Here is a 13,222-nt window from a genome sequence, read left to right as displayed (position 1 = left end):
GCGTCCGGCACCGGTCACCGGAGGCGGCTGCCCGCAGTATCCAGCACTACGCAGCCGCAGGACACGCCGTTCACGATCACAGCACGGTCTCGACGTTTTTTGGTCCGTAACGTCCGGACGGGTTTGAACCTGTTCGAACCACCCGACCGGTCCGAAACGCGCTGACCAGCTCTACTGACCTCTCACCGTCTTCTCACCGGCGCGGGCCCCTTCTCCACGGCAGGCCCTGACCGTTCTCACCGGCACAGGCCCCAACCCGTTCTCACCGGCACAGGTCCTCATCGGGCAGGGGCAGTTCGAACCACACCGTCTTGCCGCGTTCGCCGCGCCGGGTGCCCCAGCGGCGTGCCGTGCGCGCCACCAGTTGCAGCCCGCGGCCGCCCTCGTCGTCGGGCGCGGCAGCGCGGGTGTGGGGCGGGTCGGGAAGCGGGTCGGAGACCTCGACGAGCAGGGCGCCGATCGACGCGAGCCGCACGAGCCGTACGCCTATGGGGCCGGAGGCGTACCGCAGGGAGTTGGTCACCAGCTCGCTCACCAGCAGGGCGGTGATGTCCCCGAGGGCGTCGAGCCCCCAGTCGGCCAGCCTTTTACGGACGAGGGCCCGGGCGGTGCGTACGGCGCCGGGCTGCGCAGGGAAGGTCCACTCGGCGCAGTCGCCGTCGGAGCCGTCGTTCACGCCGACCACTTCCAAGACGAGCTGAGGCGACCGGGAAGGGTTTTCGTCCGGTGTCGTGGGGTCGTTCATAGGCGTTCAACCACCCCATACCCGATACACCGGACGCAGTACCACATATGGGAACATCCGCCGAAACGCGCGGAACGGGCGCGCCATGACTCAGACTCGCGGTGGTTCAGGCACGCCGTGGATCAGACACCCCGCGGCTCAGGCTCGCGGCGGCCGAGCGGCCGGCTGCCGGCGTGTCGCCTCCTTCACGGCGGGGACGTCCGCGTCCAGCCAGGGCACGTCCCAGATCTCGTCGGGGCCGAGCCAGCGCAGTTCGTCATGGTCCTGGAGGGGCTTCGGGTGCCCGGAGAGCAGACGTGCGGTCCACACCTGCAGTGCGTACCCGGGCTTCAGCGGCCATTCGCCGGGCACGCGCGCCACCGCCTCCGTCTCGACGCCCAGCTCCTCGCGCAGCTCGCGCACCAGCGCCTGCTCGGGCAGTTCACCCGGCTCGACCTTGCCGCCGGGCAGTTCCCAGCGCCCGGCGAGTTCGGGGGGCGCACTTCGGCGCGCGGCCAGCAGCCGGCCCCGGTGGTACAGGGCTGCGCCGACCACCACGATCCGTTCGCTCATGCGCCGGAGCCTACGGGAGCCGGTGGAAACGGCGAACGGCGTGTCAGCGCAGGTCGTTCTGGTCGCGGTCCGCCGTGCCGCTCTGGCCGACGCGCTCGACCCAGTAGAGCTGCTTGTGTCCGCGGCCGTCGAGGCTGTCCGCGATCCTCTGGGCCTCCGCCCTCGTCGCGTACCTGCCCACGCGATAGCGGTTGCCGTTGTCGTCCTGGCGTATGACGAGCCACGGGAGTGTCGCCATGCTGTCGTTCATCGCGCCCCTCCTCTGCCCGCCACCGACCCCTGCACCGCCCCGATCTCTAAGGAAACCGCAATCCGCATATGCCTGAGCCTACGCCCGACCTTCACGCAGCGGATACGGGTTTTCACAAAGAGGTACGCAACAAGCCACGACTGACGGGCGTCGAAGCAGACACCAAAACGCCGAAAGGGGGCGCATCCGCCTGGATGCGCCCCCTCGAATCGGACTCCCCTGAGCCCTCTGCGTCCTCTGAGTCCGCTGCGTCCGCTGCCTCCTCTACGTCTTCGCTCACTTCACGGGCAGGTGATACGCGACCCGGTACCGGTCGGCGGGCACGACGAGATCGGCCGTCTCGACCGGGCGTCCCGATGCGTAGTACGTCCGCTGGATGACGATGACGACATGGCCGGGGACCCCGCCGAGCGCCTGGAGCTCCTCCGCAAGACCCGGGCGCGCGCCGACCTCCTCCGTCACGTTGTCCACGACCACGTCGATCGCCGCCATGCGCTCGACGACGCCCATGCCGCCGAGGGGGCCTTCTTCGGGGAGCATGACCGGTGTGCGGCCCGTGACGGCGAGAGGCTCCCAGGATGTGGAGAGCATCATCGCCTCGCCCGCGTCCCGGAAGACGTACGTCGTGCACATCACGCGGTCGCCGGCCTTGAGGGCGAGGCGCTCGGCGATCGCGGCGCTCGCCTCCGTCTGCTCGCTGCGGGACTCCCAGGTGCCGCGCGCCGCGATGTCGGCCTGCTCCTGGCGGAAGGGGCTGGCGCCGCTCGGCGGCCGGAACCCGGAGCGGGCGATACGGCGGGGCACGGGCCGCTCGCGCACATACGTGCCGGACCCGGAGCGGCCCTCGACGAGCCCTTCGGCCATCAGCACCTTGCGGGCCTCCAGCGCGACGGTGTCCGAGACGCCGTACTCCTCGCGGATCCGGGCCTGGGACGGCAACCGGGTGTGCGGCGGCAGCGAACCGTTGACGATCTTCTTCCGGAGATCACCCGCTACGCGCAGATAGGCCGGCTGCTCACCGAAGGTCACGGGCCACTCCCATCAGATTGACAGACAGCAACAGCCTGGCAACCGTGGGTTGTTGGCCGCAACCAAGGGCCAAAGGATCACTCGATGTGATGGATATGCGTTTACACAGCACCTTTCCGAGCACCCTCCGGCGCGCGGCGATCACGACGAGACTTCCTTGCCGCGTACGCGCTCACACCTCGGTGCCGGTTCCCGTGCCGCTGTCGCGCGCTCCCTCATCGCTCAGCGTCGTATCGAGCCCCAGAGCCTTGCGCACCGCGATCGCCTTCTCGGGACCGAGAAGCTTGTCGCCCGCCTCGTAGTGCTCGTAGAAGGCGTCCGCGTCGGAGGCGCGCGCGGCCAGGGCCCAGTGCCTCCGGGCCGCCTCGATGTCGCGCAGCAGCGCGGCGACCTGTTTCTGAGCCGTCGCGGGCCAGACGTGCGAGCGCAGCCCGCGCGCCTCGTCGGCGAGCGCCGACGACACCCGGCCCGCCCATCGCTTGTGGCCGGGCAGATCGTCCTCGACGTACTCCTCGTCGGGAGCCGAGGCGTACGCGTCGTCGAGGACGTTGGCCGCCTTCAGATAGGCGACCTGGTCGTCGTCGAGGGTCGTCTCGTCGCGGCGCAGCGAGCCCTTGAGGGTGCCGCCCTCGTCCGCGCTGCCGAAGAAGCAGGTGATCTCGCGGTCGCCGAGCTGCCAGCTGTCGCGGGTCGGCGTGAAGTAGTAGACGTCGATGTCGTCGGGCATCGCCCAGGTGTCCATCACATAGGACTCCTGCAGCGTGTAGCACTTCTCGTCGGCGACCTCGGTGATCCGGCTGTCGCCGGGGTACGTTCCGCCGGTCATGCGGAAGGTCGCGAACACCTCGCCGTCGTGCCCGCCCGAGCACGGCACCTTGTCCACGTCGTACGCCACGCCCTCGAGCGAGTCGCCGAGCGAGTCGAAGCACTGGCCCTTGTCGACCGAGAAGGTGCCGCCGTTCTCGCCCGCCTCCCTGGCGGCGTCGCGGAATCCGTCCACGAAGTCGCTCGCGGCGCCCGTGACGAGGGAGAGGGCCAGCAGCACCACGCCGAGCGAGGACAGCGAGATCCCGGCGACGGCCATGCCCTTGCCGCGCTCGCCCTTCTTCCTGATCTGCCCCAGCGCGACGAACCCGAGGACCAGGCCGACGGCGGGCAGGAAGCAGAGGATGCCGAGCACGAGGGCGGCGATGGCGAGGCCGTTGACGGGCGGCTGGGCGGCGGGCGGCGGGACCGGCGGGTAGTACGGCGGCTGCGGCCAGGGCTGGTACGGGGGCAGAGGCTGCCGGAGGTCGTACGGGGGCGGAGGCTGCGGGGGCTGGTACGGGGCCGGCGGCTGGTCTCCGGCCGGGGGACGGCCGCCCTCGTACGCGCCGTACGGGCTCTGGGCCGGAGGGGCGTAAGGGCTCTGTGGCGGCTGCTGGGGGCCGCCGGTGCGGGGCGACGGCGGTATGTCCACGGGGTGCTTGCTCCTCGGCCAGAACAGTGAGAACACGTGCGAACAGGTAGAACAGCGGGCACGTCCAGAACGGGCGTACGGCTTGGCGCATCGTAGGGGCAGCGAACCGCCGGGGTGGAAGCGGGCCCGCAGCGTGCGCATGCCGGGCGGCGGCCGGGTGGTTGCGGGGCCGAAAGCCCAGGGGCTCGACCGCCATGACACAACGTCACGAAACGGCGCAAACTAGCCTGTTCCCATGACGCCACTGCCGGACTCCTTCTGCCCGAGCGACGGCACGCGCGTGCCCTCGGGGTCGCTCGCCTGGTGCTGCCCGCTCTGCCGCGGGCCCCTCGACCTGGACTTCTCGCCCACGCCCGCGCCGCTGAAATCGCTGACCGGGCGCGCGAATTCGCTGTGGCGGTACGCCGAGGTGCTGCCGCTGGCCACGCCCTCGGTCTCCCTCGGCGAGGGCCGGACGCCGCTCGTGGCCCTGAAGGACGGCATCTCGGCGAAGCTCGACTACCTGACACCGACCCTGTCGTTCAAGGACCGCGGCGCCGTCATGCTCGCCGAACTGGCGCTCCGGCTGCGCCCGTCGCGGATCATCGCCGACAGCAGCGGCAACGCGGGCACGGCGATCGCTGCGTACTGCGCCCGCGCCGCGCTGCCGTGCACGGTGTACGTCCCGTTCGGTACGCCGTCGAAGAAGCTGGAGCAGATCCGTGCGCACGGCGCGCGCGTGGAGGTCGTCCGCGGCGGCCGCGAGGCGACGGCGTCGGTGGCGCGCGAGGCGGCCGACGACCCGGACGCCTTCTACGCGAGCCACGCCTTCAACCCGTACTTCCTGCACGGCACCAAGACCTACGTCCACGAGCTGTGGGAGGACCTCGGCGGGCGGCTCCCCCAGGTCCTCGTGGTGCCCGCCGGCAACGGCACGCTGCTGCTTGGCGCGGCCCTCGCGGTCGCCGAGCTGTACGGGGCCGGGCTCCTCGACCGCCGTCCGGCGCTGTACGCCGTGCAGGCCGAGGCCGTCGCCCCGCTGGCCGCGGCGTGGCGCGCGGGCGCCGACGACCTCGTGGAGGAGACCCCGGCCCGGGACACCGTCGCCGAGGGCATCGCGATTCCACGTCCGCCGCGGGCGCGGCAGATCCTGCGCGCCGTCAGGGACTCGGGCGGCACGTTCGCGACCGTGACGGAGGACCAGATCCGGCACGCACAACTCGATCTGGCATCGCGGGGCCTGTATGTGGAGGCGACGGCCGCCGCGTGCTGGGCCGCGGTGCGGGACGGGGCGCTCGGGGAGCGGACGGCGGTGGTGCCGCTGTGCGGGGCGGGCCTGAAGTCGGGCCTCGCGGCCGCGACCCCGTGACCGCCACCCGTCCGAGGGACACCGGCGTGCCGTGAACCGGGTGCGGGCGCGGCCACGGCGCATCGTCGGGGCGTGAACGTCTCGCGTACGTACCCGCTCATCGCCCCCTTCGTCGCGGCCGCCCTGATCCTGCCGCCGCCCGCAGCGCACGCCGGGCACGGGCCGCGGCCCGTCGGCGTCTGCGAGCCGTCGTCCGGCTGGGCGCCCACGGCGGACCGGATCGACCCGGAAGACGCGTACCACGCGTACGTGGGCAACGGTTATCTCGGCGCGCGCGTGCCGCCCGCCGGCGCCGGGTACGCGGCGACCGGTGAGAAGACCGGATGGCCGCTGTACACACCGCGCTACGACGGCGCGTTCGTCACCGGGCTCTACGGGCTGGGTCCGGCGAACACCGAGGGCCGCGAGGCGATCGCGGCCCTGCCCACCTGGACCGGACTGGACGTCAGCGCGGGCGGCGAGACGTACGGCCAGGGCAGCCGGATCTCCCACTACCGCCAGACGCTGTTCCTGCGCTGCGGTTTCGTCCGCACCGCGGTCACCTGGACCACCGCCGACGGCCGCCGCACCGACCTCGTGTACGACGTGCTGGCAGACCGCACCGCCCCGCACACCGCAGCCGTACGCCTGCGACTGACGCCCCACTGGGACGGCGAGGCGACGGTCACCGACCGGATCGACGGGCGCGGTGCCCGGCGCATCGCCCAGACGGGCGGCGGCGCGGCCGGGGGGCGCACCATGGACGTCGCCTTCCGCACGGACGGCACGGGCGTGGACGGCGCGGTGGCCTCGACGCTGCGGGCTCCGGGCGCGTTCCGCCGGGCCGGTGCGGCACGGGAGTTGAGCACCGAGCAGTCCGCCACGTTCGCCGTGCGCAACGGCAGGACGTACGCCGTCTCGAAGTACGTCGGCGTCGACACCGCGCTCACCTCCCGCTCCCCGCGCCCGGCCGCGCAGCGGGCCTCGCGGCTGGCCGCCGAGCGCGGCTGGCCCGCCCTGTTCGCCGCCCACACCGCCGCATGGCGCCGCCTGTGGTCGTCGTCCATCGAGGTGCCGGGGCGGCCGGACATCCAGCTGTGGGTGCGTTCCGCGCAGTACGGGCTGCTGTCCGGCACGCGCCGCGGTGCCCGCGACAGCATCGCGCCCACCGGTCTGACCAGCGACGACTACGCGGGCATGGTCTTCTGGGACGCCGAGACGTGGATGTTCCCCGCGCTGCTCGCCCTGCGGCCCGAACTCGCCCTGCCGGTCCTGGAGTACCGGTACCGGACGCGCACCGCAGCCGCTGACAACGCCGCTCGCACCTCCGTGAAGGGCCTGTTCTACCCGTGGACGAGCGCGAGTCGCGGCGCTCTGTACGCGGAGTGCCAGAGCTGGGACCCGCCGCACTGCCTCACCCAGAACCACCTCCAGGGCGACATCGCGCTGGCCGCCTGGCAGTACTACCTGGCCACGGGCGACCGCGCGTGGCTGCGCTCGCGGGGCTGGCCGCTGCTGCGGGGCATCGCGGAGTACTGGGCGTCCCGCGTGACGGCGAACAGCGACGGCAGCTACTCGATCAAGAACGTGGCGGGCCCCGACGAGTACAGCAACGGCGTCGACGACGGCGTCTACACCAACGCCGTCGCCGCCACCGCCCTGCGCAACGCGACGCGCGCGGCCGCCCTCGTCGGTGCCGTCGCCCCACCGGTCTGGACGACGATCGCCGACGGCCTGCGGATCCCGTACGACGCACAGCACAAGGTCTTCCTGCAGTACGACGGCTACGCCGGTTCGCAGATCAAGCAGGCGGACACGGTGCTCCTGACGTACCCCCTGGAGTGGCCCATGCCGGACGGCGCCGCGGCCGCCACGCTCGACTACTACACCGAGCGGACCGACCCGGACGGCCCCGCGATGACGGACTCCGTGCATGCGATCGACGCCGCCGCCATCGGCGAGCCGGGCTGCGCCGCGTACACCTTCCTGCAGCGCGCCTACCGGCCCTTCGCGCGCGGTCCGTTCGCGCTGTTCTCGGAGGCGCGCGGCGAGAAGGCGGGCGGGGGCGACCCGCTCGCGGGCTCGCCGGCGCAGGACTTCCTCACCGGCAAGGGCGGCTTCCTGCAGGTCTTCACGCACGGCCTGACCGGCCTGCGGCTGCGCGAGGACGCGGTCCGTCTTGACCCGACACTGCCGCCCCAACTCGAGGACGGCGTACGGCTGTCGGGACTGCGCTGGCAGGGGCGTACGTACGACATCGCGATCGGCCCGGAGGAGACGACGGTACGGCTGGGGTCCGGCGAGCCGTTCACCGTCGAGGCGCCGCAGGGCCGCGTGACGGTGAGCGAGGGCTTCCCCGCCCGTCTCAAGACCCGGCGCCCGGACCTGGAGCCGACGGCGAACACGGCCCGCTGCCGCCCGGCGACGGCGACCTCCGAGGAACCGGGCCTGTACGCGGCCGCGGCCGTCGACGGCAACGCGGCGACGTACTGGCGCCCCGAGACCCCCGACGCCTCCCTGACCGTCGAACTCGCCCGCACGGCACCACTGTCCGAGATCCAGGTGACGGGCACGCGCGCGTACAGCGCCGAAACATCGACGGACGGGGCGCACTGGCAGGCGCCCGAGCCGGGGGTGGCCGCCCGGTACGTCCGCATCACGCTGACGGGGGCCGCGGGCGACGAGCCGGGAGAGGTACGGGAACTGACCGTGCGGTGACGTCGGGGGCGGTCCGCTGCGGTCGCCCCCGGGTGTGTCAGGCGTCGAAGGCCGTGGGGTGTGTCAGTCGTCGAAGGCCGTGGCGCGCGTGCGCTTCTCCCAGGCCGCGATGTCGGTGCGCACCTGGTCGAGGTGGCCGAGGACCGCGGTGACACTGTCGTCGCCGAGCGGCAGCCGCAGCGGGGTCTCGTCCGCGTCGAGTGCGGCCAGGATGAGAGCCGCCGCCTTCGCGGGGTCCCCGGGCTGGGTGCCGTTCCCCTCGGCGACCATGCGCCGCGTCGCGCCGACCGTGGCCGCGTAGTCGCCTAGTTCCTGGCTGGCGGTGCCGGCGTGGAAGAGGGAGGTACGGAACGCGCCGGGCTCGACGATCAGCACCTTGATGCCGAACTCGCGCACCTCGTCCGCGAGCCCCTCGGACATCCCTTCCAGCGCGAACTTCGTACCGCTGTACGCCGAGAACCCGGCGAACGACATCTGCCCGCCCATGCTGCTCATCTGCACGATGGCCCCCGACCGCCGCGCCCGCATGTGCGGCAGCACGGCGCGCACCAGTGCCGCCGGGCCGAAGACGTGCAGCTCGAACAGCTCGCGCAGTTCGCCGTCCGTGGTCTCCTCGAAGGCACCGACGTGGGTGCGGCCCGCGTTGTTGACCAGGACGTCGATACGACCGTGCCGGGCGAGCACCTCGCGTACGGCTGTCTCGGTCCCGGCCGTGTCCGTGACGTCCAGGCGCAGCGCCTCCACCTGGCCGGGGTGGGCCGCGACCAGGTCGTCCAGCGCCTCGGGCCGCCGCGCCGCGCCCACCACCACATCGCCGGCGGCCACCGCCGCCTCCGTGATCGCCCGCCCGAAACCGCTGGTCGCGCCCGTGATCAGCCAGACCTTGTTCATGGATCGGATCCCTTCGTTCCCGTCCTGCACGGCGTGCACTGTGTGTCCTCTGGTGCACTGTGTGTCCTCTGCGAGGTGTCCTCCATGCAGGCTGCCACGGGGACGTGTCCGACACCGGGTTATCGGCTGGGGGGGGCCGCGCTGCCGCCCTTGACCGTGATCGCATACCGGGTGCTGGGCGACGACCGGACCCTCCTGCGGGCGCTCGCGGCCCTGGGGGCCTCTCTCGGGCTCGCCGTCCTGTGCTACACCATGCTCGCCGCCTTCTGGGCCTTCTGCCTGCTGGTTCTCGTCGCTGTTCTCATCGCGCGGCAGCCCCGGCGCTGGGCGACGCTCCTCCGGCGTACCGCCGTCGTCGCAGGTGTGGCCGCACCGGCCGGCTGTGTCGTGCTGCTCCCCTACTGGCTCGCGGCCCTGCCCGTCGGATCACCGCCGACCACAGCGCTGAAGTTCATCCCGTACCAGCAGATCACCTATCTGCTGCCGATGGCCTCGCTGGATCCGCCTGGTGTCCTGTGTCTCGCGGGCACCGCCTGGTTGCTCCTGCGCGCCCGCACGCACGCGGTCGCCGGCGGGCTGCTCGGGCTGGTGGGCTGCTGCTACGCGTGGTCGGTGCTGTCCCAGCTGGCCATCGCCGCGGGAACCACCCTGCTGTCGTTCCGCGTTCACCCAGTCCTGCTGGCCGCGCTCTACTGCGCGGGGATCCTCGGCGTCGCAGAGCTGCTGGACGTCGTACGCCGAAGGGGACAGGTCGCCTGGCGGACGTCACGTCTCGTCGGCGGCGGCCTGGCGGCCGTCCTCGCCGTGTCCACCCTCCAGCACGCGCATGCCGCTCTGAACAGGGAAGTCGATCTGGCGTACCGCCAGAGCTACCCGACCAGCGACGGCTCACGTCCCGCCAGGACCCCGCGTGTCGCAGATCCCGGCTCGGCGGACGAGTGGCTCGCCCCGCTCGCCGAAGCCATCGCGGGGGCCACGGGAAAGCAACCGCAGGAACTCGTCGTCCTGACCGATGTCCACCGTCTGACGTCCGTCCGTCCCTACTGGTCCTACCTCACCAGCACTCCGGGGTACTCCAACCCGCTGGGCCGGCATGAGGAGCGGAACGAAGAAGTGAAGCGCTGGCTGAGGGCCCGTGACGCACAGTCGTTCACCCGGGCCATGGCATCCGGCGCGTTCCGTCCGCCGGATGTCTTCGTCCTCACCCGTGTGCCGGGGGGCTTCGGCCTCACGCTGACGCATCACCACTTTCCCCGGGTGCCGACGACGAGCGTCGAACGCGTCACGTTCCCCCGTCAGCTCTTCAGCGAGTCCTTGTTCACACGCCGGGACGTGGGACCGTACACCGTTCTCACGGCGCGGCAGCGGCATTCGACGGCAGCCACCACGTGAAGTCCGCCCAGGGTTCGGTGCCCTCCGCTGTGCCTGTGCCTGCGCCGTCAGCCGGAGTCAGATCCTCCGGCGGCCGGCCGGGTCCGGACGGTGGACGGGGTGTCGTCGTCGAGCTCGCCGCGGAGGCCGGCGAGGGCGAAGGCCACCATGGAGGCGAGGATGAGCAGGGCGAGCGGGCCCCAGATCGCCGGGAGCGCCCACATCGGCCAGTCGTTGGCGGCCTGCGCCCAGAGGACCAGGATGGCCAGGACGGCCATGCCCGCGCCATGCCAGCGCACGCTGGTCGCGGCGGCCGCGTGACGCCGGTCGCCCCGCCTCAACAGCTGCCACAGCCCTCCGACCAGGCCGGACAAGCCGAACGATACGCAGGCGAGCGCGCCGCCGAGCCGATCCTCGGGCCACCCCACCGGCCCGTGGGACGTCTGCTGCCGCCGTCCGTCTGCGTCCCGCACCTCGACGACCTGCCCGTGCCAGACGAGGCCGACGACCTTGTCGTCCGGCTTCATCTCCGACACCACCGGATCGGTGTTGCGGAACGACACCTCCCACGGCTTGCCGGACGGCAGCAACAACTCGGCCTCCGGCGGGTCGTTCCGCTTCCCGCGGTTCAAGTCGGCCTTCCGGACGGTGAATTCCTGCTCCCACAGGCACCCCGACGGTTCCACAGGGACGGAGGCGCACGTCGGCGCGGCACGAAATGCGCGCTCGCGCTCCAGCGCATCGCGAACCTCGAATGCCATCGCCACTCCCACGGCCAGCGCCACGGCCCCGAGCAGCAACCACACCACGGTTCTCAGCGCCTTCTGCTCCGACGACCCCACCGCACCTCCTCATGGACACACCGTCCCCGGACACGCATTCGATCACAACTGCCTGCGGCCGCCCATGCCTGCGGCCGGAAGCGCACGGCCCCGGGAGTTGCCGGGTGGAGGAAACGGCAGCGCCGTCGCGCCCGCCCGCAGCGCCCTCGACCGGTCGCTGCGCCCGCGGCAACCGCGGCAGCCATCTCCTGTGGGTAGACCCCACCCGCGACCTGGTGGTCAGCTCCCGCTGGGGTGCGAAGACCGTCCACGCGTGAGCTGCCACGCGCAGCCGCGTCAGTTCACCGCCGCCCCAGGGGACCGGGGCGCCTCGAACCCCCCGTAGAGCGCCCACGCCCCTGACAGCCCGCACCGTCGTCCCTGACCAGCGCTCCCTGGCAGACCGGTGGGTGGGCCCTCGTGATGACCGGCGCCGCCGTCCTGCTCGCGCTGATGGTCTGGGCAGTCGCCCGGCGGGCGCTGGCCGTCGCCTGAAGGCGCACTGCCTCCCTCCACAGGTGGCCTCGCTCCACACGTGAGCAGCCGCGAATCCCCTCTCCTGACCGCTCAGAGCGCGGTGCCCGTCTCCTCGGCCAACGCCTTCAGGAGGCGGTCCTGGAACCCCTCGTCGTGGACTGCGCGGTGCGGCTGCAGCCGCTGGCGGTGGTACCAGTACCCGCCAGTCGTCAGGGCCTCGGGTTCGTCGCTGGATGCGAGCCACTCCTGCGTCTGATGGCCGAGCTCGAGATCGTCCGGTGCGCCCGGCCCGCCCATCTTCGTCGGCACCCAGCCCGGATCCACGGCGTTGCTCAGCACCCCGGGGCGCAGACGAGCCACCGCTGCGGCGAGCGTCGTGACGAACAGCTTGCTGTCGGCATACGAGCCTGCGCCCTCGCCCCGCCAGTCGACCCCGTCGAGCGAGGGGCGCCCACCGAAATGCGAGCTGCTGCTCAGGTACACCAGCCGGCGCGGGCCGCGGAGCAGGGCCGTGAGCAGGTACGGTGCGACGATGTTGACCGGCATGACCGCCGGTCCGCTCCACACACCGGCGTTGTGGATGACCGCGTCGAGCGGCTCGGCGTCGTTCAGCCCGGCGGCGATGCGCCGTACGGCGTCACGCTCCGTGAAGTCGCCCACGACGAGGTGCGCCCCATGGTCGACCAGCGCGCCGAGGCCCGCCGCGCGCTCCCGGTTCCGGGCGTGCACCACCACGTCGTGTCCCGCGGACAACAGCGAATCCGCCGCGGCACGTCCAAGGCCGTCCGCGGACCCGGTCACCAGGATCCGACTCACGATCGCACCGCCCCTCGCCCTGGCGAGTTCCGGTCGGGCTCCACGACGGGGGGCCTGAGAGCCGCGCGCACCGTCGCGCGGAGTGTCGTCACGCAGAGAGGCGCTTGGACCGTCGGCTTGTCCCGCTCGTCGGCGCGGACATCACCGGCGGCGCGGATATCACCGGCAACGTGCATGACTGCTCCTCGCATGGGAGTGCCTCCTTCCCCCGCCTTCCTACGCAACGGCCGCCTGGACATCCTGGCCGCCAACCGCCTCGGCCGCGCCCTGTACGCGTCCCTTTTCCCCGACAGCACCACGAAGACGGTCAACATCGCCCGCTTCCAGTTCCTCGATCCCCGCGGTCGCGACTTCTTCCCCGACTGGGAGGAGTCCGTGAACACGACCGTCTCGCTGCTGCGCACCGAGGCCGGCCGCGCCCCGCACAACAGCGAACTGACCGGACTCATCGGCGAGCTCGTCACCCGCAGCGAGGATCCGCACCACCTGGGCCAAGCGCAACGTGCCTGCACCACACCGGCCGCAAATCCTTCCACCACCGGCCGTCGGCGTCCTCACCCACAACTTCGACGCCATGGAACTGCCCGCCCAGCCCGGCCTGACCCTCACCACCTACGGCGCCGCGCCCGGCACACCCGAGCGCCAACTCAGCGCGGCCGGCCCTGGTCCTCGCAGCCCGCTCAGCGTTGGGGCCATGCGGCGGACGACGTCGGTGGCCCGGGGGCGAGGCCCACCGTCACTGGCGCCCTGAGCCGCGTACACCCCG

11 protein-coding genes and 1 pseudogene are annotated in these 13,222 nt (G+C 72.2%); 4 read left to right on the top strand and 8 right to left on the bottom strand.

Annotation, left to right across the window (positions count from 1 at the left end):
* Nucleotides 1–262 precede the first annotated feature (262 nt).
* From STSP_RS24535 to STSP_RS24515, 5 genes are all read right to left on the bottom strand, one after another.
* Entirely contained in the window at nucleotides 263–685 is a 423-nt protein-coding gene (locus STSP_RS24535; RefSeq protein ID WP_067282157.1) for an ATP-binding protein, read from the bottom strand.
* Nucleotides 686–883: 198 nt separating this feature from the next.
* Nucleotides 884–1,297 carry a (deoxy)nucleoside triphosphate pyrophosphohydrolase gene (locus STSP_RS24530; RefSeq protein ID WP_067282155.1) on the bottom strand — a complete coding sequence of 138 codons (414 nt, stop codon included), beginning with the start codon at nucleotides 1,295–1,297 and terminating at the stop codon, nucleotides 884–886.
* Between the two features lie 43 nt (nucleotides 1,298–1,340).
* A complete protein-coding gene (locus tag STSP_RS24525; protein WP_067282153.1) occupies nucleotides 1,341–1,547 on the bottom strand; it encodes an SPOR domain-containing protein in 207 nt (68 codons plus the stop codon).
* Between the two features lie 276 nt (nucleotides 1,548–1,823).
* On the bottom strand, nucleotides 1,824–2,576 hold the full coding sequence (locus tag STSP_RS24520; protein WP_067282151.1) for a GntR family transcriptional regulator: 753 nt from the start codon (nucleotides 2,574–2,576) through the stop codon (nucleotides 1,824–1,826).
* A gap of 172 nt (nucleotides 2,577–2,748) precedes the next feature.
* Entirely contained in the window at nucleotides 2,749–4,035 is a 1,287-nt protein-coding gene (locus STSP_RS24515; RefSeq protein ID WP_232789774.1) for a DUF4190 domain-containing protein, read from the bottom strand.
* Nucleotides 4,036–4,270: 235 nt separating this feature from the next.
* Between STSP_RS24515 and STSP_RS24510 the strand changes: the two genes are divergently transcribed.
* Nucleotides 4,271–5,383, top strand: coding sequence for a pyridoxal-phosphate dependent enzyme (locus tag STSP_RS24510; RefSeq protein WP_067282149.1), 1,113 nt, complete (start codon nucleotides 4,271–4,273; stop codon nucleotides 5,381–5,383).
* 72 nt (nucleotides 5,384–5,455) lie between these two features.
* Nucleotides 5,456–8,080 carry a glycosyl hydrolase family 65 protein gene (locus STSP_RS24505; protein ID WP_067282146.1) on the top strand — a complete coding sequence of 875 codons (2,625 nt, stop codon included), beginning with the start codon at nucleotides 5,456–5,458 and terminating at the stop codon, nucleotides 8,078–8,080.
* A 63-nt stretch (nucleotides 8,081–8,143) separates the two neighbouring features.
* Here STSP_RS24505 and STSP_RS24500 read toward each other — a convergent pair whose 3' ends face one another.
* The gene (locus STSP_RS24500) at nucleotides 8,144–8,971 is read right to left on the bottom strand and encodes an oxidoreductase (protein WP_067282188.1); all 828 of its coding nucleotides are present in this window, start codon (nucleotides 8,969–8,971) and stop codon (nucleotides 8,144–8,146) included.
* A 150-nt stretch (nucleotides 8,972–9,121) separates the two neighbouring features.
* Between STSP_RS24500 and STSP_RS24495 the strand changes: the two genes are divergently transcribed.
* Nucleotides 9,122–10,363, top strand: coding sequence for an arabinofuranosyltransferase (locus STSP_RS24495; protein WP_198547431.1), 1,242 nt, complete (start codon nucleotides 9,122–9,124; stop codon nucleotides 10,361–10,363).
* A 47-nt stretch (nucleotides 10,364–10,410) separates the two neighbouring features.
* Here STSP_RS24495 and STSP_RS24490 read toward each other — a convergent pair whose 3' ends face one another.
* The gene (locus STSP_RS24490; RefSeq protein WP_232789773.1) at nucleotides 10,411–11,184 is read right to left on the bottom strand and encodes a fatty acid desaturase family protein; all 774 of its coding nucleotides are present in this window, start codon (nucleotides 11,182–11,184) and stop codon (nucleotides 10,411–10,413) included.
* Nucleotides 11,185–11,730: 546 nt separating this feature from the next.
* Nucleotides 11,731–12,456, bottom strand: a complete 726-nt coding sequence (locus STSP_RS24485) for an SDR family NAD(P)-dependent oxidoreductase (RefSeq protein WP_067282141.1) — start codon at nucleotides 12,454–12,456, stop codon at nucleotides 11,731–11,733.
* 174 nt (nucleotides 12,457–12,630) lie between these two features.
* Between STSP_RS24485 and STSP_RS41305 the strand changes: the two are divergent.
* Nucleotides 12,631–13,207: pseudogene (locus STSP_RS41305) on the top strand (MmyB family transcriptional regulator).
* Nucleotides 13,208–13,222: the final 15 nt, after the last annotated feature.

This window comes from Streptomyces jeddahensis, from assembly GCF_001642995.1.
GTDB classification, from domain to species: Bacteria; Actinomycetota; Actinomycetes; order Streptomycetales; family Streptomycetaceae; genus Streptomyces; species Streptomyces jeddahensis.
Note: the sequence above shows the minus strand (reverse complement) of the source record. Positions and strands in the feature narration are given on the sequence as shown.